17 protein-coding genes are annotated in these 23596 nt (G+C 63.4%); 16 read left to right on the top strand and 1 reads right to left on the bottom strand.

Features of this window, described 5'->3' with window-relative positions:
• The first annotated feature begins 33 nt into the window (after positions 1-33).
• The 3 genes from H7B90_RS09435 to H7B90_RS09425 all read left to right on the top strand — a co-directional run bounded on the left by H7B90_RS09435 (position 34) and on the right by H7B90_RS09425 (position 2477).
• Positions 34-528: a DinB family protein gene (locus tag H7B90_RS09435; protein WP_185135618.1), complete on the top strand. Its 495-nt coding sequence runs from the start codon at positions 34-36 to the stop codon at positions 526-528.
• Between the two features lie 73 nt (positions 529-601).
• On the top strand, positions 602-1126 hold the full coding sequence (locus H7B90_RS09430) for a GNAT family N-acetyltransferase (RefSeq protein ID WP_185135617.1): 525 nt from the start codon (positions 602-604) through the stop codon (positions 1124-1126).
• A gap of 25 nt (positions 1127-1151) precedes the next feature.
• Entirely contained in the window at positions 1152-2477 is a 1326-nt protein-coding gene (locus tag H7B90_RS09425; protein WP_185135616.1) for an LLM class flavin-dependent oxidoreductase, read from the top strand.
• A 99-nt stretch (positions 2478-2576) separates the two neighbouring features.
• On the opposite strand, the gene H7B90_RS09420 is transcribed toward H7B90_RS09425, so the two are convergent.
• A complete protein-coding gene (locus H7B90_RS09420; protein WP_185135615.1) occupies positions 2577-5252 on the bottom strand; it encodes a hypothetical protein in 2676 nt (891 codons plus the stop codon).
• A gap of 241 nt (positions 5253-5493) precedes the next feature.
• Here H7B90_RS09420 and H7B90_RS09415 point away from each other — a divergent pair, with 241 nt between their 5' ends.
• The 13 genes from H7B90_RS09415 to H7B90_RS09355 all read left to right on the top strand — a co-directional run bounded on the left by H7B90_RS09415 (position 5494) and on the right by H7B90_RS09355 (position 23508).
• Positions 5494-7266, top strand: coding sequence for a sensor histidine kinase (locus H7B90_RS09415; RefSeq protein ID WP_185135614.1), 1773 nt, complete (start codon positions 5494-5496; stop codon positions 7264-7266).
• Positions 7247-8296: a response regulator transcription factor gene (locus H7B90_RS09410; protein ID WP_185135613.1), complete on the top strand. Its 1050-nt coding sequence runs from the start codon at positions 7247-7249 to the stop codon at positions 8294-8296. The genes H7B90_RS09415 and H7B90_RS09410 overlap by 20 nt, the downstream gene beginning before the upstream one ends.
• Positions 8297-8521: 225 nt before the next feature.
• Positions 8522-9946, top strand: coding sequence for an ABC transporter substrate-binding protein (locus tag H7B90_RS09405; RefSeq protein WP_221481976.1), 1425 nt, complete (start codon positions 8522-8524; stop codon positions 9944-9946).
• Positions 9947-10061: 115 nt separating this feature from the next.
• Positions 10062-10946, top strand: coding sequence for a carbohydrate ABC transporter permease (locus tag H7B90_RS09400; RefSeq protein WP_185135612.1), 885 nt, complete (start codon positions 10062-10064; stop codon positions 10944-10946).
• On the top strand, positions 10943-11767 hold the full coding sequence (locus H7B90_RS09395; RefSeq protein WP_212961300.1) for a carbohydrate ABC transporter permease: 825 nt from the start codon (positions 10943-10945) through the stop codon (positions 11765-11767). Before H7B90_RS09400 ends, H7B90_RS09395 begins: the two co-directional genes overlap by 4 nt.
• A gap of 36 nt (positions 11768-11803) precedes the next feature.
• On the top strand, positions 11804-12838 hold the full coding sequence (locus H7B90_RS09390; protein WP_185135611.1) for a Gfo/Idh/MocA family protein: 1035 nt from the start codon (positions 11804-11806) through the stop codon (positions 12836-12838).
• Between the two features lie 238 nt (positions 12839-13076).
• Complete coding sequence (locus H7B90_RS09385; protein WP_185135610.1) at positions 13077-14135, top strand: lactonase family protein; 1059 nt, start codon at positions 13077-13079, stop codon at positions 14133-14135.
• A 68-nt stretch (positions 14136-14203) separates the two neighbouring features.
• A complete protein-coding gene (locus H7B90_RS09380) occupies positions 14204-15001 on the top strand; it encodes a lipase family protein (protein ID WP_185135609.1) in 798 nt (265 codons plus the stop codon).
• Positions 15002-15228: 227 nt separating this feature from the next.
• Complete coding sequence (locus H7B90_RS09375) at positions 15229-16032, top strand: sugar phosphate isomerase/epimerase family protein (RefSeq protein ID WP_185135608.1); 804 nt, start codon at positions 15229-15231, stop codon at positions 16030-16032.
• 40 nt (positions 16033-16072) lie between these two features.
• Positions 16073-17203, top strand: coding sequence for a Gfo/Idh/MocA family protein (locus tag H7B90_RS09370; RefSeq protein WP_185135607.1), 1131 nt, complete (start codon positions 16073-16075; stop codon positions 17201-17203).
• A gap of 9 nt (positions 17204-17212) precedes the next feature.
• Positions 17213-18382 carry an MFS transporter gene (locus tag H7B90_RS09365; RefSeq protein ID WP_185135606.1) on the top strand — a complete coding sequence of 390 codons (1170 nt, stop codon included), beginning with the start codon at positions 17213-17215 and terminating at the stop codon, positions 18380-18382.
• Positions 18383-18469: 87 nt separating this feature from the next.
• Positions 18470-18928 (top strand): cupin domain-containing protein, encoded by a 459-nt coding sequence (locus H7B90_RS09360; protein WP_185135605.1) that lies wholly within the window; start codon positions 18470-18472, stop codon positions 18926-18928.
• A 296-nt stretch (positions 18929-19224) separates the two neighbouring features.
• Positions 19225-23508, top strand: coding sequence for a choice-of-anchor I family protein (locus tag H7B90_RS09355; RefSeq protein WP_185135604.1), 4284 nt, complete (start codon positions 19225-19227; stop codon positions 23506-23508).
• Positions 23509-23596 lie beyond the last annotated feature (88 nt).

The following is a 23596-nucleotide window of genomic DNA, read 5'->3' as shown; positions in this document are numbered from 1 at the left end:
AGTAGACAAGGCACCTAACAAGGAGGACTCACGATGAGTTTGAACGAGAACGAGATTCGACGATATCTGGAGACGCCCGAACTGCTGGAGAAGGCGATCGAAGGCTTGACGGAGGAGCAGCTGAAGTGGAAGCAGGCGCCGGACAAATGGAGCGTCACCGAGGTGTTGTCGCATTTGGCCGACCACAACCTCATCGTCTCGTTCCGCATCCGCGAGATCGTCTCCGGCTCGACCGTCCAGCTGCCGGGCTTCAAGCAGGATCCGTGGGTCGAGCATTCCTTCGCGAACGCGGGGGCGGCGACCGACATTCTGGAGCTGTACAGCGCCCTGATCCGCTATAACGCGCAACTGTTCGCCCGGCTTCCGGAGGAATACGGGGAGAAGACGGCCGTCAACCAGAAGGGCGACAAGGTGACGCTGAACGACGTCATTCGTTCTTTTATCGAACACGTGCACGTCCATCTGGGACAGATCGACCGAATCAAGCGCAACGACCCGACTTCGTTGAATTCGAGCTGCGCGGTCTGAGAGCGCGGCAGGTTCGGCGCGGCCATGGCAGCTGATAACGGACAATTCCGAAGAGGAGAGCGGGGGGATTGGAATGGGAGAGTCTGCCGTGCTCGTCAGGGACATGGCGGAAGCGGACCGCGAGGAGGTCCGAAGCCTGCTGGTGCGGGCCTACGAGGAGTATTCGGCGCGAATGCCGGACCGGTGGGAGGCCTACAAGGAATCGATCGAGGCGTCCGTCGACGCGGAAGGGCCGAAGGCGCGCCTCGTGGCGGAGCTGGACGGGCGGATCGTCGGCAGCGCCCAGCTGTTCCTCGGTTCGGAGAGCGCGTACGGGCGTCCGGAGCTGGACATTCGCACTCCGATTCTGAGGCTGCTGGCCGTGTCGCCCTCGCATCGGGGCCGCGGCATCGCGACGGAGATCATCCGCGAGAGCGCCCGGCGGGCTCTGTCCTGGGGCGCCGATACGCTGCACCTGCACACGTCGGACCTGATGGCGTCGGCCGTCCGGCTGTATGAGAGGCTCGGCTTCGAGCGGGCTTACGACAAGGAATTTTACAATGGCGAGACATTGGTGAAGAGCTACAGGCTCCGGCTCGCGGAGTCGGCGCTAGTCTAATAACGAACGAACGGGAGGACGGAACATGGCCAGAAAATCGCTCAAATTCGGCGCCCTCATCCACGGCGTCGGCGGCAACGTCTCCGCCTGGCGGCATCCGGAGGTTCCGGTCGACGCCAGCGTAAGCTTCCCCTTCTACCGCAAGCAGGCTCTGAAGGCCGAGGAGGGCAAGTTCGACCTGGTGTTCATCGCGGACGGGCTGTACATTAACGAGAAGTCGATCCCTCACTTCCTGAACCGGTTCGAGCCGATCACGATTCTGTCCGCCCTGGCGGCCGTCACGTCGAAGATCGGCCTGGTCGGCACGCTCTCGACCTCGTACAGCGAGCCGTTCACCGTGTCGAGGCAGTTCGCTTCCCTCGACCATATCAGCGGAGGGCGAGCCGGCTGGAACGTCGTCACTTCCCCGCTGGAAGGCTCGGCGCTTAATTACGGGAAGACGGAGCATCCGTCCCACGACGAGCGGTACCGGATCGCGGAGGAATATCTCGAAGTCGCCAAAGGGCTGTGGGATTCGTGGGAGGACGACGCCTTCGTCCGCGACAAGGAGTCGGGCGTCTTCTTCGACCCGGCCAAGATGCACCGGCTGAATCACAAGGGCCGCTACTTCTCGGTCCAGGGGCCGCTCAATATCGCGCGCTCGAAGCAGGGCCAGCCGGTCATCTTCCAGGCGGGCTCGTCGGAGAGCGGCAAGACGCTCGCGGCCAAGGAGGCCGACGCGGTGTTCACCGGCGGGGAGTCGCTCGAGGAGACGAAGGCGTTCTATCGGGACGTCAAACGGCGGGCCGTCCAGTTCGGCCGGTCCGAGGACGACATCGTCATCCTTCCGGGCATCAATCCGATCGTCGGCCGCACGGAGGAGGAGGCCGAGCGCAAATACCAGGAGATCGCGAGCCTCGTGTCGATCGAGAACGCGCTGAACTACCTGGGCCGCTTCTTCGAGCACTTCGACTTCTCGCGGTTCCCGCTCGACGAGCCGTTCCCGGACATCGGCGACCTCGGCAGCAACAGCTTCCGCAGCGGCACCGACAAGATCAAGCGGAACGCGAAGGAGCAGGGGCTGACGCTGCGGCAGGTCGCCCTGCAGGCGGCGACGCCGCGAGGAGAGTTTATCGGCACGCCGGAGCAGATCGCGGACCGGATCCAGCGCTGGTACGAGGAAGGAGCCGCGGACGGCTTCATCATCCACTCGAACCTTCCGAGCGGGCTTAGCGACTTCGTGGACCTGGTCGTGCCGATCCTGCAGGAGCGGGGAATTTACCGGAAGGAATACGAGTCCGACACGCTGCGCGGCAATCTCGGCCTTCCGATTCCGGCGAACCGGTACAGCCTGGCGAAGGTAAAAAGCTAAGTCGAATAGGGAGCGCGCCACCTTCGCGATTCACGGATGAAACCCGGCCTGCCGATGGCATGGCCGGGTTTCCTGCGGTGAGATCGGTGTCGGGGAAGTCTACGGATCCAACCGTTCCCAAGCGGCGTGGACGTGCGTCTCATGGTTGGAATCCCCGGGGCCGAGGTCCTGCCGAGTCCCGAGATTCCGGCATTCCTGCCGGAACGCGGCTACAGCCGGATGCGTCGCTCCGACTTGCCGCCCGTTGATCACGTTCACGTCGAAGGCGACTCCTTGATAATGGTCCGAGCCGGCGGTGTGGGTCCCGCCCGCAAGCTCGGATACGCTGAACGTGTAATGACGGGCGAGCACGGTCAACCCCGTCAGCAAACGTATGCTGAGCATAACCGAGCCTCCGGGAGCGGTCCCGTAGCTGCTGCGCGCGGAAGGCTTGCCGAGAGCCGCGTCGTCGATGTTATTCCGGGCCGTCGCATTGTCGGGAATTCCCGAGGAATGGACCGTCGCCCAAGCGATCGACGGATGAACGGCGAGCCGCTCGGCCAGCAGGACGGACGAGACGGATTCCAGCACGACGGCGGACGGATCGTACCGCTCGAGCAGGGTATGCGCGAATTCGTCCTGCAATGGCGTCCGGTAATAAGGCCGGGTCACCTTGACGAATTCTCCGGTTCTGGACATATAGGAGAGCACGTTGAACAGCAGCTCGTCGACGGGAAGGAACGATTCCGAGAGACGGATGTTCAATTCCCCGCCCAAGGTTGCCTTCGTCCCCACGATCAGCTTGGAGTACCCGCCGTCTTCGTTGTAGTCGTTGATCCGAATGTCCAGCTTGGCAGCCGCTTCCTGCCGGTAATCCAAAGTCACTTGCAATCGCCCCGTCTCTTGCTGATAACCGGGACTCACCGTCGCGCCCTTGTTCTGTACGCTGCAGTCGAGCGTTCCGGAGCCGGACAACACTCCCTGCTCGAAGATCGCTTGATAGCCGTTCGTACCCAGCGTTCCTCCGAGCAGGCGCGTCTCCCCGCCCAACTGCCGGTATTCGGCGCTCTTGAAATAAAGCGTGCCGGGGCCGATCGCTACGTTTTTATGGTTGACGAGCTTCACGTAATCCATCGTCGCGACTCCGCCGGTCACCCGGATCATGCCTTCGTTCTTGAAGGTCGGGCTCGCTCCGTAGCTCCAATACAGCCGGACGTTCTCCGAGGAGCGGATCTCCCCGTGCTCCTTGTTCAGGATCGAGCCTCCGCCGCCCGCCGAGACGGTGCCCGGGCCGCTCCATTCAATCGTCCCTTCGTTGGAGATCAGGCCTCCGGACAAGTACTTCTCCTTGTCGCCCTGAATCTTCATTCCCGCGGTTACTTCGACCGCGACCGTCCCCGACAGCGTTCCTCCGGTCCAGACGAACGAGCCCCAGACGATCAGCCGCTTCATCGGATTCACGGTTCCGATCGACTTCAAAGTACCCTTCTCCGTCAATTCGAACGTGCTCTCGTCGTTCACCTTCGCGTCTCCCTCGAGAGTCATCGTGCCTCCGGCCAGCACCGTCCGGCCGCTGCCGGCGAATTCGGCTCCGTCCTTCATCGCGAACAGCCCCTGCTCGAAGCGCAGCTGGCCGGATTCCAGATGGATGAGGTTCTGGGACACGATGGCGATGTCGGACACCCTTACCTTCGGGAAATCCTGCGAGGAGGCGCGGTCCGACGATAACAGGAGATTGCCCCGGTTCTCGATCGTCCCTCCCGAGCCGTAGGAATACTTGAGCAGGGCATTGTGCCGGAAAATCAAATCCGCGTGATTCACGATCCGGCTGCCGCCGCCGAATTGGATCGTTCCTTCTTCCAGCAGCTCGATCGCTCCGTAATTTTCGATAAGTCCCGTGGATAGCAGCTTGTCGCTCGCCCCCGAGATGTGAAGCTTGCCGACGGTATCCAGCCTCGTCGTCGCGGAGAGCGTTCCCCCCGTCCACAGCAGCGTGCCGCCAACCGCCAGCTGCGGCACGATTCCTTCCGGCGGATTCGATAAATTCGTAAGCGACCCGCCTGTCCCGATCTCCAGAACGCCGGCTCCGTCAACCGCGACCGGCCCTTCGACGACGGCCCATCCGTAATCCGAGATCCGGATTCGTCCGCTGCCGGGGAGGCCCGTAAGCCGCGATCCGGGCAGGAACCGGTGCCGGCCTTCGTTGCCAACCAAGTGAAGGACGCCCGATTCTGCGCTGATGGTCCCCTTGTTCCATAAGCTGACGCCGCGGAAGGCGGCGACGTTCGAGAGCGGCAGCGGGCAGCGCACGGTCAGGATTCCGTCGTTCTGGAAGGAGACGAAAGCTCCGGAGACCCATTGCCATTCGACGGAGGAAGTGCATTCCGCGCGGCTCAAATTGTGGACGACGGCTCCTTCCGACATGCGAATTCTGCCGCCGTTCGCCGAGATCGTGCCATGATTCGTGACGGTGATGCCCCGGATCTCTTTGTCTAATCCGCCTTCGAGGATCAGCTTCGCCCCGGATTCGATGTCGACCATGCAATTCAGCGAGCCGCCAGCGAACGTGAACGTCTCCGCCACGACGATTTTCGCGCCGGACAGGAAGCCGCTTCCGTTCAGCTGCAGGGTTTTCGCCCGGAATTCCTTGGGCACGCGGGGCCCTGCGGTTTTCGAGGCGGGATAACCCGGGATGACGATCTCGTCCATGTCCTCCGGCGTCTTCTGGGAGTCCCAGTTTTTCGGATCGTCCCAGTCGGTTGTGAGGGATTCTCCCGTCCATGTGTGTCTAGCCATGAATAATCGATTCCTCCTATCGGTGAGATGGGTTCATTCTATCCGAGATCCCGCCGCGGTCCGACTATCGAAAGATATAGAAGGAGGGTATATCTTCCAACGCTGCCGATCCGAAGCCTGGCGAGACTGGCAGTCTTTTTCCTTTTCCAAACGGCGTCATTGTGTTTATAATGTCTATCAACAACGGCGGAGCCCGGAACGGGAGGGGAACGACATCGGAGACCGGCTGCTCAAGCTCGTCATGGACCGGAAATTCTTCACGAAGATCTTCGTGTCCGTCTCGCTCGTCTCGTTCATCGGGGTGTTCAGCGTGGCGTACGTTTATCAGAGCTACTTCAAGGAAGTGCTGACGAACAACGAGATCTACCGGGTGCAGCGCTCCATCGACCAGACGGCGCTCAACCTGGACAACCAGCTGTACCGGATCGTCAACAACGTCCATTACTTCTTCGAGTACTCGGGCAACGGGAACCGGCTCATGAAGCTGGCCGAAGACGATACGGCGCAAGGCGCGGAGGACCGCGAGTGGGCGGAGAACGCGCTCGGGGCGTTCCGGCTGCAGTATTCGAGCGAGTTGGAATCTGCGTTCTTCCTGCTTCGGGACGGCGGCAGCGGCGGCGCCGAGACGCTGTACTACGATTCGGAGCTCGATCCGGTGCCGGAGATGAACTACCGCAGCCAGAGCTGGTACCGGGACTTCGTCTCGGGACGGAGCCGCTTCTGGTCGGAGCCGACGGAGGAGCTGCTGTTTTTCCAGGACCGTTCCTTGAAAACGATTTATTTGTCCATGAGCCGCTACGGCGTTCAAGGACGGGACGGCATTCTCGTCGTCCGGCTCAACGGGAAGATGTTCAGCGACGCCTTCCGGCTGCTCGCGACGGAGGATCTGAACATCGAGATGCTGGACGCCTCCGGCCATCTCGTCTATGCGTCCGCCGGCTCCTTCACCCCGTCGGACGACGATCTCGTCATGGAGTCGACGATGAGCAAGAGCGCGTTCCAGGTGCGGGCCCACATCAAGCGGACGTTCATCGACGAGGCGGTTCGCAAGATTCGGAGCGTGCAGCCGTACATCGTGTTCCTGATCGTCCTGATGACGCTGTTCATCTCCCTCATCCTGTCGCTGTCTCTTTCGAGGCCGGTCAAGAAGCTGCTCAGGCTCATGAAGCGGGCGGAGCTCGGCGACCTGGAAGTCCGGTTCAACGGCCGGTTCGCGGACGAGGTCGGCATTCTGGGCAACGGCTTCAACCGGATGCTGGAGAACATGACGGCTTCCATCGAGCGCGCCCACGACGCCGAGGTGAAGAAGCTGGGCGCCGAGATGAAGCAGAAGGACGCGACGCTGCTCGCGATGCAGAGCCAGATCAATCCGCATTTTCTGTACAATACGCTCGAGGTCATCAACTGCCAGGCCATCCTGCACGAGGTGCCGAGCGTCAGCCGGATGAGCAAGGCGCTCGCCGACTTCTTCCGCTATTCCATCGACAACCCGAGGGCCGAAGTGGAGCTGTCGGTCGAGGCGGCGCACGTCGGCACGTATCTCGACATCCAGGGAGAGCGGTATCCGGATATCGAGATCGACATGGACGGGGTCGCCGGCTTCGAGCGATATCCGATCGTCAAGCTGACGCTGCAGCCCGTCGTGGAGAACGCGTTCAAGTACGCCTTCACGGGAGAGAGGGACTATTACCTGCGCATCTACGCCGAGGACGAAGGGGACTCCGCCTACGCGATCTTCGTGGAGGACAACGGGGAAGGCATGTCCGAGGAGGCGCTGGATCGGCTGAACCGCCGTCTGCTCGAACCGCCGGACGGCGGGGCGGACGAAGAGCGGAAGGATGCGGAGGGAGATCGAACGCGGGAAGGGATCGGCCTTCTGAACGTGCATCGGCGGATTCGCCTGCGCTACGGGGAGCCGTACGGGCTCGAGGCGTCCGAATCGATGTCGGGCGGCCTGCTCGTGCGCATTCTTCTGCCGAAGAGGGGGACGCGAGATGAGAATCTTGATCGTTGACGACGAGACGGTCATTCGCAAGGGAGTCGTCAAGCTGCTGGAGAACAGCCACGCTGCGATCTCGGAGATCGACGAGGCGAGGAACGGGGAAGAAGCGCTGCAGGCGATCGCACGCTCCAAGCCGGATCTCGTGATCACGGACATCCAGATGAACGTGATGGACGGGCTCGACCTGATCGAAAATATCCGGCGCTCGCACGCGGACATCGAACTCATCGTGCTGACGGGCTACGCGGACTTCCACTACGTCCAGCGGGCACTGCGCCATCAGGCGGCCGACTATCTGCTGAAGCCGATCACCCAGGAGAGCTTGAACGAAGCGCTGTCCAAGACGCTGCTCAAGGACCCTTCCAAGTGGATCGCGATCATGGACGACGCCAGCGTCCGGACGATGTCCGAGGCGGCGGGCGGGCTGGCCAAGAGCGTCATGGCCGAGAATCGGGCCGAGGCCCGGGCGCAGCTCGAGAAGTGGTTCCGGCACTGCCGGGAGAAGGGCTTCTCCTGGACCGAGCTGAAGAAGGCGATGGGGCACTTCGAATTGACGTTCCGCTCCGAGCTGTACCTGCTCCTCAAGGAATACCCGACGGAATCCTCTTCGGCGGCGGAAGCGCGGCATTCGGCGGCCTCCTATGAGGAATGGCTGGACGGCTGGGAACGCTATGCGGGAGATCTGATCGCGCACGTCTCCGAGCGAAGGTCGCCGCGCAACAAGCGGGTCGTCGAGGAGGCGATCCGGTACATCGGCGCGAACTTCGGGGACAAGGAGCTGAACCTGCAGGCGATCGCCGATCACGCGGGCGTGAGCCCGGCCTACATGAGCAAGATGTTCCGGGAAGTGATGGCGCGGCCGATCACGCAGTACCTGATCGAGTTCCGGCTCGAGAAGGCGAAGGAAGCGCTGGCGTCGCGGGCGGACGCGAAGATCGCGGCGCTGGCGGAGGAGTGCGGGTTCAACGATTACCCTTATTTTTCCAAGGTGTTCAAGAAGCATTACGGCGTCTCGCCGCTGGAATATAAAGAGAAAAATTGAACGACTCATGTCAGACTATGTAACAAACCTTTACGCGAAGGTTTGTTTTTTTGCTCTTTTTGCGGCGATTAGTTTTCAGAAGACAAGAGTCGGTGTCAGGATACATTGATGAAAGCCTTTTCAGAACGTAAAATGTGCCTTGTACCTCAAATGACATGTCAGGTTTAAGAGGGGTTTATCGAGAGTCGCCTGCAGGGTCGAACATCCAGAGAAGGAGTGTATGCAATGGCTAACAAAATGATTCGGGTCGCCGCGGCTTCCGTATTGACCGCGTCCTTGGCCGCTTCCTTGGCGGCGTGCTCTTCCGGCGGCGGCAATTCGGAGCCGTCCGCGAGCTCCGCCGCGAGCCCGTCCGGCACGGCGCCGGCATCCGCATCCGGCGCGGCGTCCGGTTCGGTCGCGACGCTGGCGGATTGGGGCCAGACGATCAAGAGCAAATACGACGGAACGGAGATCAACCTCGCGTTCGCGAGCCATCCGTCGACGGATTCCTTCCAGAAGATGACGAAGGAGTTCGAGGACTTGACCGGCATCCGCGTCAAGTGGGAGGTCATGGAGGAAGGCTACCTCAAGAACAAGCAGCTGCTCGACTTCACGGGACGGACCGGCACGTACGACGTGCTCATGGTCGACGGCTTCTGGATGAGCGAATACGGCGCCAAGAAGGTGATCGAGCCGCTCGACAAATTCCTCGAAGACAAGACGATGACGCCGGATTGGTTCGACTACGAGGATATCGTTCCCGCGTACCGGAACGGCATCAGCAAGTACGAGGGCAAGACGTACGGCATTCCGACGGCCGGCGAGACGCGCTTCATCGCTTACCGCAAGGACCTGTTCGAGAAGTACGGCAAGCAGCCGCCGAAGACGATGGACGAGTTCCTCGAGCTCGCGAAGTTCTTCAACGGCAAGGAGAAGGACCTGTACGGCGTCTCGATGCGCGCCCAGCGGGGCACGCACGCCGCTTCCGGCCTGCTCAGCCTCGTCTACAACTTCGGAGGCGGCTTCATCGACCAGAAGACCGGCAAGGCGACGATGACCGATCCGAAGACGGTGCAAGCGATGCAGTTCTACGTCGACCTGCTGAAGAATGCGCCGAAGGACGTCTCCTCCTATACGCACGAGGAAGCTCTGTCGGCGTTCACCACCGGCAAGGCGGCCATGTGGCTCGACGCGACGGCGCTGGCGAACCGGATTCTCGATCCGGCGAGCTCGCAGGTCGCGGACAAGGTCGGCTACGTGCCGACGCCGGAAGGTCCGGCGGGACGCGCGAGCGCGCTGGCCGGCTGGAACATGTCGATCTCGTCGCTGTCCAAGAAGCAGGAAGCGGCCTGGGCCTTCATCGTCTACATGAACAGCAAGGAGAAAGCGAAGGAGTACGTGCAAGGAGGCGGCGTGCCGGTGCGCACTTCCGTCTACCAAGACGCGGAGCTCGCCGCGGCGAATATCTCGTACCCGGTGCAGCTGGAGGCGCTTAACGACGCCAACGTGCTCGTCGAGCAAGGCATCTCCTGGATTCCGCCGAGCCCGAAGCTGGGCCAGATTCTCGACCGCGTCGGCTATTACGTCAGCGCCGCCATGTTCGATCAGATGACCGTTCAGGAAGCGGCGGAGAAGGCGCAGAAGGAAGTCGAAGACATTACCGGATAAGACGCGAAGGAAGTCGAAGACATTACCGGACAGACCGCAACCGCAAGTTTGCCAGGCCGTCCGGACCGCGGAGAGCCGCGGTCCGGCGGCCGCTCCGGAGAGGAGATGAACGATTATGCTGCGACAATACTTCCACAAGCGTCCTCATCTGGTCTACATTATGCCGGCCATCCTGATCCTCGGCATTCTGACCTTCGTGCCGACGGTCTTCCTATACGGACTTAGCCTGACGAACTACGAGCTCGGGTATCCCGACTTCAAGTTCGTCGGCCTCGACAACTTCGTCCGCCTGTTCTCGGGACAGGACGCGGAGTTCTGGTATTCGGTGCGGATCAGCGTCGGGTTCATGCTGATCGTCACGGTCGTCGAGCTGCTGCTCGGCTTCTGGCTCGCCGTCCTGCTCGACCGCGAATTCAAGCTGAAGCCCTTGGCGTTCGCCTGCCTGATCGTCCCGATCGCGATGACGCCGAGCATCACGGGCCAGATCTGGAAGCTGATGCTGAACGCGGAGAACGGGGTCGTCAACTACCTGCTGCATTTCGTCGGGGGCAAGGTGATCTGGCTGTCGGCGGAGAACGCCTTCCTGTCCACCGTCCTCGTCGACGTCTGGCAGAACACTCCGTTCGTCGCCCTCATCATCTACGCCGGCATGCGCTCGCTGCCGTCGGAGCCTTACGAAGCGGCGGCCATCGACGGCGCGAACCGGGTGCAGATTTTCCGCTACATTACGCTGCCTCTGCTGACGCCGATGATTCTGCTCGCCGTCGTCTTCCGGGCGATCGATTCGCTCAAGACGTTCGACATTCCGTATTCGCTCACGCAAGGCGGGCCGGGCAGCTCCACCGAGTTCCTCAGCCTGCACGTCTACCGGCTCGGCTTCGCGCAGACCGGCTGGGTCGGAAGGTCGGCCGCGGTGTCCGTCATTCTGCTGATTCTGATCACGGCGATCAGCTGGGTGCTTATCCGAGCCTACCGGAAAGGGGTGGAGAACCGGGGATGAACGCATACGGCGCCAAACGAATGGGATTCGGCACGGGACTTCTGCTTCTGATCGTCTGCCTCTTGTGCGTCTTCCCGATGTTCTGGATGATCCTCGTCAGCCTCAAGTCGAAGGCTCTCACGTACGACCCGAGCGTCTGGTTCTTCTCGCCGACGCTGGAGAACTTCAAGGCGGTGTTCGAGAATCGGAATGCCGTCGCCTATCTGCGCAACAGCGCCATCGTCGTCGTCGCGACGACCGTCGTCTCCATCTTCATCGGAGGGATGGCCGCCTACGGCTTCGCCCGCTTCGAATTCAAGAAGAAGGAGAACCGCGCGTTCTGGGTACTCAGCCTGCGGATGCTGCCGCCGATGGCTTCCGTCATCCCGCTGTTCGTCATGGCGAGCCTGATCGGCGTGCTCGACACCCACATCGTGCTGATCGTCGCGTACATGCTGTTCAACATCCCGTTCACGATCTGGATGATGCGCAGCTTCTTCGAGGAGATCCCGGTGGCGCTGGAGGAAGCGGCCTTCGTCGACGGGGCGTCGAGGTTCCGGGTATTCGTGCGGATCATCCTGCCGCTCGCCGTGCCGGGGCTCATCGCGACCGCCATCTTCTGCATCATCAACTCGTGGAACGAATTCGTCTTCGCGCTGTTCCTGACGAGTTCGCAAGCCAGCACGCTGCCGACGACGGTCACGCTGTTCCTGTCCGTATCGGGCGTCGCCTGGGGAGAGATGTCCGCGGTCGGAGTCGTGACGATTATGCCGATGCTGATCTTCGCGATGATCGTTCAGAAGTATATGATCCGGGGGCTTACCTTCGGAGGAGTCAAATAATTCAATCTATTTCCGGGACGAAAGGCGATGGACAACATGTCGAAAATCAAAATGGGGATCGTAGGCGCCGGCACTTGGGGAGAGACGCACGCCTTCATCTATAACGATCATCCGAACGCCGAATTCGCGGCCATCTGCGACCTGAACGGGGAGCGGGCGAAGGCGCTCGCCGCCAAGTTCGGCCTGCCGGAATCCGCCGTGTTCACGGACCATAACGAGATGCTGAAGAAGGCGGACATCGACGCGGTGGCGATCGTGACGCCGGACTTCGCCCACACCCGGGTCGCCGTCGATTGCGCCGACGCGGGCAAGCACTTCATCATCGAGAAGCCGCTGACGACGAGCCGGGAGGAAGCGCTGGAGATCGTGGAAGCGGTGGAGCGCAACGGCGTGCGGATGATGGTCGACCTGCACAGCCGGTGGAGCCCGCTGTTCGCGCTGCCGAAGCAGTCGATCACGGGCGGGGAGATCGGCGAGCCGTACAGCGCGTACTACCGCCTGAACGACATCAAGTGGGTGGCGACCGATCTGCTGCCTTGGGCGGCCAAGTCGTCGATCCTGTGGTTCCTCGGCTACCACAGCGTCGACGTGCTGCGGTGGCTGTTCGACGACGAGGTGGAGCGGGTGTATTCCGTCTCCCGGTCGGGCGTCCTGAAGGACCTCGGCGTCGACACGACCGACGTGTACCAGACGATTCTCGAGTTCCGCAAGGGCGGCATCGCGACGATGGAGAACGGCTGGATCACGCCGAACTCGAACCCGAACGTCAACGACATGAAGCTGAACATCACGGGGACGAAGGGGATGTTCAACGTCGACCCGACGCATAGCCAGATGCTGGAGCGGTTCACGGAGACGAAGGCCGACCGGCCCGACCTGCTCGTGCGCCACTTCATCCACGGTAAGCCGAAGGGGTTCGCGTACGAGAGCATCCGCCACTTCGTGGACCAGCTCATCACGGGCGAGCCGTTCCTCGTCACGGTCGAGGACGCGTACAACACGACGATGGTCATACTCGCCATCATGGAATCCGCGCGCACTCGCCAGCCGGTGACGGTGCGGTACGACTGATCGGCGGCGCTGCGGCGAGTTTAGAGAGGCGCGCTGATTGGCAGCGTAACCCGACGATGTTGGGTTAGAGGGAAGGGGAGGAGACTCCTTTTCCCTCTTCGTCATTTCCGGGGAAATGGCGTTTCCGCTAAGGAGGGATAAATTTCGCTACTGGCCGGTTCTCCCGATTGAACCGCGGCCGGACGCAATGGTAGAATGAGGCGATTGTGACATCCCAACGGCAAAGGGGTTATGCGCGATGAGCTCGCAAGGCGGCGAATGGATGGATATTATCGTAGGTACATACGACAGCGCGGACAACGAAGGCATTCATTGGTACAAAGTCGACCCGGGCAGCGGGGAATGGAGCCGGGCGGGAGGCATCGCGGGGATCGACAATCCCTCGTTCGTGGCGGTGCATCCGGCCCGCAGCTTCCTGTACGCGGTCAGCGAGACGGAGGACGGAGCGGTCGTCTCTTACCGGTTCGATCCGGAGGCCGCGACGCTGGCCGAGATCAACCGGCAGCCGTCCCGCGGGGACGCGCCTTGCCATCTGAGCGTCGATCGGAGCGGCCGCTGGCTGCTGGCCGTCAATTATTCGACCGGCAACGTCGTCCTCTATCCGATCGGAGAAGACGGATCGATCGGGCCGCTCGCCGACGAGGCCGCTCACGAGGGAGCGGGCCCGCGCCCGGACCGGCAGGAGAAGGCGCATGCCCATTCGATCTTCCCGATTCCGGGTACGGACGATTGGCTGGCGTGCGACCTCGGCACCGACGGCTTGTACGTCTATCGCCTGGATGCCGCGCGGGGCAAGCTGGAGCTTCGCTCCGAGACCCGGGCGACGCCCGGTTCGGGGCCTCGGCACGTCGCTTTTCACCCGAAGCTGCCCCTCGTCTACCTGATCGAAGAGCTGTCCAGCGCCGTCTCCGTCTACCGGTACGACGCCGCGGACGCTTCGCTGGAGCCGCTTCAGAGCTTGACGACTCTTCCCGACGGATTCGCCGAAGAGAATACGTGCGCGGACATTCACCTGACGGCTTCGGGCGCCTACTTGTACGCTTCCAATAGAGGGCATGACAGCCTGGCGGTCTACCGCGTCGGGGAAGACGGGCTGCTGGAGTCCCGCGGCCATGTCTCCACGCTCGGGAGAACGCCGCGCAACTTCGCCGTGATCGGGGACGAGTGGGTGCTGGCGGCGAACCAAGACTCGGATTCGGCCGTCTCCTTCCGAATCGGCGAAGACGGCATTCCGGCCGCCGAGGGAACGCCCGCCCGGATCGCGAAGCCGGTCTGCCTGATGCCCGTCGCCCGATAATCCTCGACGCGGCCAGGCACCTCGCCCATACCCGCCTAATAGTGTATAGGGTAAAGGGGGCGAGGCGAGTGGGAAGAAGAAGCTTCGAAGTCCGCAGGGCGATCTGGCTGGCGGCCGTATGCAACCAGACCTATAAACAATACGGGCATCCGGAAGGCGAGTTCGTCGTTCCGGAAGGCTGCGGCGTCCTCGCCGGCTTCGAAGCCCACTCGCTCAATCGGGTGCGGGAGCCGTTCGGCTTCATCCTGGAATCCCCGGGGGAGATCGTCGTCGCCTTCCGGGGCACGAGCTCGACGTCCGACTGGCTGTCCGACGCGCTCGCGTTCCAGCAGGACTACCCGTACGCGAAGGACGCGGGCAAGACCCACCGCGGCTTCACGCAGATCTATCAGTCCGCGAGAGACCAAATCCACGCGGCTCTAAGGGGCAGGGATCCGGGCAAGCAGCTGTACGTGACGGGGCACAGCCTCGGCGGGGCGCTCGCCGTTCTGTGCGCGATGGACGTCGCCGCCAACACCGGCTTCCGGACGCCGGGGGTATACCTGTACGGGGCGCCCCGGGTCGGCGACCCCGCCTTCGTGCGGGCGTTCGGGGAGAGGGTGAGCGGGAGCTGGCGGGTCAGCAATCTGTACGACGCGGTGACGTACCTGCCTCCTGCGACGCTGAAGATTCCGCGAAGCGGGCAGACGTACGAGTACCGGCACATCCGCTCGCTGTACTCGCTCGAGTTCCGGAACTCGAGCCTCGCGGGCAACCATGCGCTAGGAGGCTACTTCGCCGAGCTGGCGAAGCTCGACCCCGAATACGCGAGGAGGCTGCGCTTGGCGAATCCCGGGCTCTGCCCGGCTGCTCCTCTGGGCAACTGAGCGTAGAAGCTGTGATCGGCTTCGCGGCGAACGGGAGTCTGGGTATGAATATGACGATGCGGAACCGCTGTCCTTCGGACGGCGGTTTTTTTGAAGCGCCTCGCCTCGCTCCCCGATCCGAGAATCTTCTCCCTCATCCGAGGAATGAACCCCTCCCGGCCCCTCTCCTCCCTTCCTATAATCAAAGGGGAGTCCGCACCTAACCGACGACAAGGAGGGCATTCGGGATGAGGCTATCGATTATGAGTTATTCGTTCCAGCACACCTTCCAGCAAGGGATGATGGACGTATTCGGCTTTCTCGAGACCGCGGCGCACCGGTACCGGGTTCGGGAGGTGGATCTGTGGAACGGCTTCTTCATCGACCGTTCCGCCGGCCCCGTTCTCAAGCTTGCAGACGAGAGCTACATTCGGAAAATCCGGGAAGCGCTGGACGAGAGGGAACTGACCGTCGCGAACTTCGCGGTCGACGGAGCCCATCTGTGGGACCCCGATCCCGAGACGAGGCGGCGGCTGCGAGAGAATGCGCTGGAGCATCTGCGAGCCGCGGAGATTCTCGGAGCGAAGACGGTCCGCATCGACACGGGAGGCAGCTACGCGTCATCGGAGACGATGGGCGAGGAGCAGTTCGAGCATACGGTCTCGTTGTACCGGGAATACGCGCGGCGGGCGGAGGAGGGGGGATACCGAGTCGGACCGGAAAATCATATGGGCGCTTCGCTGCTTCCGGCGGAGATGAAGAGATTGGCCGAAGCGGTCGATTGCCCGGCGTTCGGCTTCCTGCTGCACCTGAACCGCTGGAAGGCCGACCGGGAGGAAGGCGACGCGATCGTCGCTCCCTGGACATTCCATACCCATATCGACGGCCGGACGGTCGCGCTGCCGGAGGCGGCCCGGAGCGTTCGCGCTTTGCTGGACGCCGGATACGCGGGCGTGTGGGGCATCGAGCATAACGCGCCCGAGCGGCAGTACGAAGAAGTCGAATGGATGGTCGCTTCCGTCCGGCGGCTCGTCGGCCAAGCGGCGCGATAGGCTCCCGGGGCACCCATTCGAGACCAAGGAGAGAGAAGCGATGACGACACCGGTACGGATCGGAATCATAGGAGTCGGCCAGATCGGCAAAATGCACCTGGACCGCTACCAGGCCATACCCGGCGCGGAGATCGTCGCCGTCTGCGACGTCAACGACGCCGAAGCGAGGCGGGTCGGCGAAGCCTACCATGTCCCGCACGTGTACGACGATTTTCGCAAGCTGCTGGAGAGGGACGACCTGGACGCGGTCGACGTCTGCCTGCACAACAACTATCACGCCCCGGCGACGATCGAAGCGCTTCGCTCCGGCAAGCACGTCTACTGCGAGAAGCCGATCGCGGGCTCCTACGCCGACGGGGCGAGCATGGTCGCCGAAGCGAAGGCGGCCGGCAAGCTGCTGCACGTTCAGCTCGGGACATTGTTCCGCAAGGAGACGAAGGCGGCGAAGACGCTGATCGACGGCGGCCAATTGGGCAGGCCGTACCATGCGCGGTCCACGGGCTTCCGGCGCCGCAACCGCCCGTTCGTGGACGGGTACGGGACGCCGACGTTCGTCCGGAAGAATACGGCCGGAGGCGGCGCGCTTCTGGACATGGGCGTCTACCATATCGCCCAGATCCTGTATCTGCTAGGCAATCCGGAAGCGGAGCGCATCTCGGGGAAGCTGCACCAGGAGATGGACATGGACGCCGGGCGGAGGGAATCGAGCGGCTTCGACGTCGAGGAGCTGGCCGCGGGCTTCGTCCGGCTGGCGGGAGGCGTCAGCTTCGAGATTATCGAAGCCTGGTCGGCGCATGCCGGAGGCTTCGAGGGGAGCAGCATCCTCGGCTCGAAGGGCGGCATCCGGCTGCCGACGGAGAGCGGTCCGTCCGGCGGGACGCCGTTCAGCTTCCATTCGACGGTGTGCGATATCGATATGGACAGCACGGTCGACCTGGACCAGATGGACCTGCGGCGGCACCGGCTCCATCCGAACGAGGACGCGTACGATTCGTCGCAGCATCACTGGATCGCGGCGCTGCAAGGAAGGGTCGAACTGCTGCCGACCGCGGACATCGCCCTTGGGACGATGCTGATCAGCGAAGGCATCTACCTGTCCGACCGGCTCGGCCGCGAAGTGTCGGCGGACGAAGTCCGCGCGATGTCCGCGTCGACGGCGGCGCGGTTGTAGACGACGGCCATGGGGACGATCAAGCCGTTCAACTTTTTCGTATACGGGGCTATGGCCGTTTTCAGCGCTTATTTTCCGATCTATCTGCAATCCGTCGGCCTGTCCGCCATCGAGATCGGCGCCCTTCTGGCCGGAGGACCGTTCATCTCGATCGTCGCCAATCCTCTCTGGGGGTACTGGAGCGACCGGACGCGCAACGTGCGGCGCATGCTGATCTGGATGCTGATCGGCAATCTGCTCGTCATGCAGCTCGCGTTCGCGACGAGGGATTACGCCTGGATTTACGGCTCGATGCTGGCTTTTTTCTTTTTCCAGATGCCGTTGTTCTCCCAGGTGAACAGCCTTATTCTGAACGCGATCGAGGGGACGGACCGCAAGTTCGGCTCCTTCCGGCTCTGGGGGTCGCTCGGCTGGGCGCTGGTCGCCGTCGGCGCGGGGCCGGTCGTCGGGGCGATCGGGATCGGCAACTTGAGGATCGTTTACTCCGTTATGCTGGCGGTCGCCATCGCGTTCGCCTTCGGCTTGCCCGCGGGCGAGCCCAAGGAAGGCGGGCGGGAGAGCGCCCGCCCGAGCTATCGGAAGGCGTTCGCGAGCCGGCCGTTCCTGCTGCTGATCGTGCTGGGGGTGCTCGTCTCCGTCCCGAATTCGATGAACAACACGTTCGTTCCGATCTTCATCTCGGATCTCGGCGGGGGCACCTCGTTGATCGGGTTGTCCGCTTTTCTCTCTTCGATCTTCGAGATTCCGGCGTTCCTGCTGCTGGACAAGTATTTGCCGAGAGGGAAGGGGAAGATGGCGCTCGGGCTCGCGGCCGTGAGCCTGTTGTTCGCTTTGCGCTGGCTGCTGATGGCGTTCGCCTCCGCTCCTTATCACGTCATCCTGATCCAGGCGCTGCATTGCGTCACCTTCGGCGGCTATTACTACATCGGCACGCAGTTGACTTCGCGGCTAGTGCCGGCCGAATACCGGGCATCCGGTCAGGCGGCGTACGCGCTCACTTGGGGCGGCCTGTCCGGCGTGATCGCCGGAGCCGCCGGGGGCTGGCTGTTCCAGCAGGCGGGACCGCGGGCGATGTACGGGCTCGGGGCCGCGCTGGCTCTGGCGGGCTGCGCCGGATTTGTCGCGCTGTCCGCGCGGTTGAGGGGAACGTCGTCGCCATCGGAGGATCGATTGTCATAATGGCTTTCTCGCCGCTCGATTTTCGGCTATGATGGGTTGCAGAGACCGCATCTAGGTGCGAATAGAGATAGAGGGAGAGAAAAGCAGATGGAACAAACGACGCTGTCGCCGCTCGTCGCCGCGTTCGGCCTGGAGCCGCACGTGGAGGGCGGCTGGTTCAAGGAGATTTGGAAGTCTTCGTTCGAGATTCCGAAGGACGTGCTCGGCCCGCGTTATTCCGGCGCCCGCGCGTCGGCGAGCTCGGTCTACTTCCTGCTGCATCCGGGGGAGACGTCGGAGTGGCACAAGGTGCTGTCGGACGAGCTGTGGCTGTACCATTCCGGAGGGCCGCTGCTGCTGACGCTCGGCGGCGACGGGGACAAGCCCGAGGCGGGAGAGCGGATCGTGCTCGGCATGGACGTCGCGAGCGGGCAGCGTCCGCAGGCGCTCGTGCCGGCCTCCGTCTGGCAGACGGCGACGCCGCTGGGCGACGAGCCGGTGTTCGTCACGTGCATCGTGGCGCCGGCGTTCCACTACGACGACTTCACGCTGATCGACACGAAATAAAGACGCGTTTGTAAGGTAGATTATATAGAAGGAATAAGGAGACGCCCGCGGGGGCGTCTCTTTTCCATGAGCGGAGACGGAGGGCGCGGTGCCGAATGGCGAGAAAATCGACTTACAAGGGCCACGCCCCCGGAGCCGAGCGTCTGTAGGGGCTTCTCCGGCGAATTGTCCTCCGTCCGAGTCCCGCGATTGTAAACGACCCTGTCGAATTAACGCTCCGATAACACAATCGGCGATTTGCATTGACCCGGCTGCCGTAAAATGGAGGAAAATTTCTTTCTTACGGGAGTGTAGATATGTCGAACAAGCCTGCCAAGAAATTACTCGCCCTGCTCGTCTCGGCGGAGATGGCGCTCGGCGCCGCGCTCGCCGCGGGACCCGCTTCGGCGGCCGAGTCCGATTCCGCTCCGGCGGCGTCCGCTCTGGCGGCGCAAGCCGCCGCTCAACCCGCCGCCCAAGCCGGAACGCCGTACGCGGCCGACGGGAGCTACGACGCGAAGATTCCCCACGTCGTCATCAACCAAGTGTACGGCGGAGGCGGCTCTACCGCTGCCGACACCTACGTCTCGAACGGCTTCGTCGAGCTGTACAACCCGACCGATGCCGACGTCGATCTGAGCGGATGGTCGCTGCAATACGCCGACCCGAACACCTCGGGCGCCTGGCGCAAGCTTGACCTGACGGGAATCATCAAGGCTCATTCCTCGTTCCTCGTAACCGGCGCTCCCACGGGCGCCTCCGCCGCTTCGCAGAAGCTGGACATCTCGGCGAAGGGAGACCAGGCTTGGACGGAGCAGTATATCAACAACAAGCAGCTGAAGGTCGTCCTGCTGAGCAATCGGACGAAGCTGGACGACGCCAACGTCAATCCGTTCGAGACGAAGCCGGCCGGATACGTCGACATGCTCGGAACGGCCGGGAACGACAACGGCAACACGATCGACGGCTACGAGACGGCTTATCCGACGGGCAAGGGGCAGGCGAACTCGAAGAAGATCGCGCTCCGCCGAAGCGAATTCGCCGACACCGACAACAACAAGGCGGACTTCGCGCTCGTCGATTACAGCTCCGCCGACGCGGCCCTTCTCGCCGAATCGAGACCGCGCAGCGGCTCCGACGGCGCTTGGGGAACCGGAACGACCGATCCCGAGAACCCCGAGAATCCCGGGGATCCCGAGGTTCAGCCGCTCGCGGTCGCGACGGCGGCTCTGCCCGGCGCGCAGGTCGGGGTCGCTTATTCCGCCAAGGTCGAGGCTTCCGGCGGCAAAGCACCCTATACGTTCAAGGCGGCGGGACTGCCCGCCGGTCTCTCCCTCGACTCGGCGACCGGAGCGATCTCGGGTACGCCCGCCGCAGGCTCCGAGGGCGCAGCGTCCGTCGAGATCTCCGTAACGGACAGCCAGGAGACGCCGGCTTCCGCGGCGAAGACGCTGACGATCCAAGTCGAAGCGGCCCCCGCGCCGGGCGAAGAACCGGTAGCGGACAAGCTCTCCGTCACCAAAATCGCCGGTTACTCGGTCGGCGCGACGGATGAAGACGGCGGCGTAGCGGAGATCGTCAAGTACAACAAGGATAACGGCAAATTTTATCTCGTCAACGGATCTTCCAATCCTCCTTCCCTCGATATCGTCGCTCTCGGCACCTCCGGACAGTTGACGAAGGAGAAAAGCCTGGACGTGAAGCCTCTCTCCGAGACGAACGGGTTCGTCTACGGCGACCTGACGAGCGTCGACGTCAATACGGCGACGAAGCGCGTTTACTTGGCCGTACAGGAAGCCGATCCGATGAAGAACGGGCGGATTCTCGCCCTCGATTACGACGGCAAGCTGCTGGAGGTTTACGAGGCGGGCGTCCAGCCGGACATGATCAAGGTCACGAGCGACGGGCGGTACGTGCTGACGGCGGACGAAGCCGAGCCCCGCACGGAAGCGGGCGATCCGGAAGGCAGCGTGACGATCGTGGACACGGTCGGCAAGAAGGTCGTCCGCGCGAAGTTCGACGATCCGTCGGTCATCGCCGACAACGTGAACATCCGCGGCAACATCCGCGGCGCCTCCTCCAAGGAATCGCCGACGATCCAGGGACCGGGCTCGAAGGCCGACGCTATTTTCGATTTGGAACCCGAATTCATCGCGCTCTCCGGAGACGAGAAGACGGCGTACGTCAGCCTTCAGGAAAATAACGCGATCGCCTCGGTCGACATCGCCAGCGGGAAGGTCGTCTCCGTCAAGGGGCTCGGCTTGAAGGATTTCAGCCAACCGGGCAACTCGCTCGATCTGATCAAGGACGGCAAAATCCGTCTCGATAACGTGCCTTTCTACGGCATGTACATGCCGGACGGCATCGACAGCTATACCGTCGGCGGCAAGACGTATCTGTTCTCCGCGAACGAAGGAGACGCCACGGAATGGCCGACCCGCGTCAACGCGGCCAAGGTCAAGGACCTGAAGGCGAAGCTGAACCCGGACTCGGCGGCCGCGCGATTCCTGGCGGGGAAGACGGAGTACGACAAGGTCGAGGCGATGGCCGGCGTCGGCACGGACTCCATCTACCTGTACGGGGGACGCTCGTTCTCCATCTGGGAAGCCGGAAGCATGAGCCAGGCGTACGACAGCGGCAACGACTTCGAGAAGATTACGGCCCAGCGGCTTCCCGAATATTTCAACGCGGGGCACAACGATACGGAGAAGGATGCCCGCAGCCCGAAGAAGGGGCCCGAGCCGGAATACGTCAAGGTCGGGCAAGTGGGGGACCGCTATCTCGCCTTCGTCGGGCTGGAACGGATCGGCGGCATCATGACGTACGACGTGACCGATCCGAATCGCGTCTCCTTCGACAACTATGTCAATCCGCGCGACTTCTCCAAGGGGCTCGAGACCGACACGGGTCCGGAAGGCCTCGAATTCATTCCGGCGAGCGTCAGTCCGACGGGGTATCCGCTGCTGCTCGTGGCGAACGAGGTCGGCGGCACCGTCAGCGTTCTTCAAGTCAACGTCTCCAAGATCGAGTTGGACAAAAAGACGCTGTCGCTGAAGGCTGGAGGCGCTTCGGCGAAGCTGACGGCGACGGTGACGCCGTCCGAGGGCGGTTCGACCGCGGTGGTCTGGACGTCTTCGAATCCTTCGGTCGCGACGGTGGACGCCGGCGGCAACGTTAAGCCGCTTCGGAAGGGCACGGCCGTCATCGCGGCGACGACGGCAGACGGTTACGCCAAGGCGGAGAGCGTCGTGACGGTCGCATCGTCCGGAAGCTCCGGCGGCGGCAGCGGCTCCGGGTCGGGAAGCGGCGGCTCCGGGACGCAGCCGACCCCGACGGCGCCGGGCCAGCCGAAGCCGCCGACGGTCGTCACGGGAGACGCGCCGAAGGTGACGACCGAGCTCGCGGGCCAAGCCGATTCGAGCGGTGCCGCGACGGTCTCGTTGACGGCGGAGCAAGCGGACGAGGCGCTCAAGGCGCTTGAGCGGTCGGACGCCGGCGGCAAGCCTTCGGCGTTCGAGATCAAGGCCGCGATCGAAGGCTCCGCGTCGCGGACGACGGTCGCGCTGCCCGCGAAGTCGCTCGCGGCGATCGCGGCTTCCTCCGCCGTCGATACGCTGCGGTTCGTCACGGCGATCGGCACGGTCTCGCTCGACCGCAAGGCGATCGCGGCCGTCTCGGCCCGCGCGGCCGGAGCCGAAGGCGACGTCCGCCTCACGCTCGACAGGGCGGACGCATCGGCCGCCGCGGCCTTGCCGGCCGACGTTCGGTCCGCCGTCGGAAGCCGCCCCGTCTACCGCCTGTCCGTCGATGCGGCCGGCGGAAGCGTGACGGGATTCGGCGGAGGCACGGCCAAGATCGTCCTCCCTTACGCGGCGGGAGCGGGCGAAGACCCGAACGCCGTGATTCTCTACGCGTTCGCGTCCAACGGAGCCGCCGCCCGCCTGATTCCGGCCGCGCGCTTCGACGCGGCGAAGGGCGAGCTGAGCTTCGCGGCCGACGGCTTGTCCGATTACGCGATCGGCTATCGCCCGTCCTCGTTCGCGGATGCGAACGGCAGCTTCGCCAAGAACGAGATCTCTTACCTGGCGGCGCGCGGCATCATCGACGGCAACGGCAGCGGCTCGTTCGAGCCGAAGGCGAAGCTGACGCGCGCGGACTTCGCGCTGCTGCTCGCCCGCGTCGCGGGGGCGGACCTCGGCGCCCCGGGCAAGGCGGCGTTCTCGGACGTGAACGCGGACGCCTACTACGCGCCGGCGGTTCAGTGGGCCGCGGACCGCGGGATCGTCGGCGGCATCGGGGACGGACGGTTCGATCCGTCCGCCCGCGTCACCCGCGAGCAGATCGCGGCCATGCTGGCGCGGCTGATCGAGCACCTGAACGCGGAGCTCCCGGCTCAAGCCGCGCCGGCGGCGGGCTTCGCCGACGAGGCGTCGATTCCGGCCTACGCGGCGGACGCGGCCAAGACGATGCAGGCGGCGGGCATCCTGTCCGGCAAGGCGTATCCGAACAAGCCGGGCGTCTACTTCGCCCCGAAGGACGAAGCGACCCGCGAGGAAGCCGCCAAGCTGCTGGCGTCCCTGATGCAGTCCATTCAGCCTTAATCCCGCCCCTTCAGCCCATGAGAATAGCCTTGCCGGGTCATGCATCCGGCAAGGCTATTTCGCTATCGACGACAGGCGAACGGCGATC

This window comes from Cohnella xylanilytica (assembly GCF_014212175.1).
Lineage (GTDB): Bacteria > Bacillota > Bacilli > Paenibacillales > Paenibacillaceae > Cohnella > Cohnella xylanilytica.
The sequence above is the reverse complement of the archived record's forward strand: the minus strand, read 5'-3'. Positions and strand labels throughout refer to the sequence as shown.

What these genes read in the sequence shown, in the direction of transcription:
- H7B90_RS09435 (WP_185135618.1), top strand. Translation starts at nt 34, where the DNA reads ATGAGTTTGAACGAGAACGAGATTCGACGATATCTGGAGACGCCCGAA.
- H7B90_RS09430 (WP_185135617.1), top strand. Translation starts at nt 602, where the DNA reads ATGGGAGAGTCTGCCGTGCTCGTCAGGGACATGGCGGAAGCGGACCGC.
- H7B90_RS09425 (WP_185135616.1), top strand. Translation starts at nt 1,152, where the DNA reads ATGGCCAGAAAATCGCTCAAATTCGGCGCCCTCATCCACGGCGTCGGC.
- H7B90_RS09420 (WP_185135615.1), bottom strand. Translation starts at nt 5,252, where the DNA reads ATGGCTAGACACACATGGACGGGAGAATCCCTCACAACCGACTGGGAC.
- H7B90_RS09415 (WP_185135614.1), top strand. Translation starts at nt 5,494, where the DNA reads ATGGACCGGAAATTCTTCACGAAGATCTTCGTGTCCGTCTCGCTCGTC.
- H7B90_RS09410 (WP_185135613.1), top strand. Translation starts at nt 7,247, where the DNA reads ATGAGAATCTTGATCGTTGACGACGAGACGGTCATTCGCAAGGGAGTC.
- H7B90_RS09405 (WP_221481976.1), top strand. Translation starts at nt 8,522, where the DNA reads ATGGCTAACAAAATGATTCGGGTCGCCGCGGCTTCCGTATTGACCGCG.
- H7B90_RS09400 (WP_185135612.1), top strand. Translation starts at nt 10,062, where the DNA reads ATGCTGCGACAATACTTCCACAAGCGTCCTCATCTGGTCTACATTATG.
- H7B90_RS09395 (WP_212961300.1), top strand. Translation starts at nt 10,943, where the DNA reads ATGAACGCATACGGCGCCAAACGAATGGGATTCGGCACGGGACTTCTG.
- H7B90_RS09390 (WP_185135611.1), top strand. Translation starts at nt 11,804, where the DNA reads ATGTCGAAAATCAAAATGGGGATCGTAGGCGCCGGCACTTGGGGAGAG.
- H7B90_RS09385 (WP_185135610.1), top strand. Translation starts at nt 13,077, where the DNA reads ATGAGCTCGCAAGGCGGCGAATGGATGGATATTATCGTAGGTACATAC.
- H7B90_RS09375 (WP_185135608.1), top strand. Translation starts at nt 15,229, where the DNA reads ATGAGGCTATCGATTATGAGTTATTCGTTCCAGCACACCTTCCAGCAA.
- H7B90_RS09370 (WP_185135607.1), top strand. Translation starts at nt 16,073, where the DNA reads ATGACGACACCGGTACGGATCGGAATCATAGGAGTCGGCCAGATCGGC.
- H7B90_RS09365 (WP_185135606.1), top strand. Translation starts at nt 17,213, where the DNA reads ATGGGGACGATCAAGCCGTTCAACTTTTTCGTATACGGGGCTATGGCC.
- H7B90_RS09360 (WP_185135605.1), top strand. Translation starts at nt 18,470, where the DNA reads ATGGAACAAACGACGCTGTCGCCGCTCGTCGCCGCGTTCGGCCTGGAG.
- H7B90_RS09355 (WP_185135604.1), top strand. Translation starts at nt 19,225, where the DNA reads ATGTCGAACAAGCCTGCCAAGAAATTACTCGCCCTGCTCGTCTCGGCG.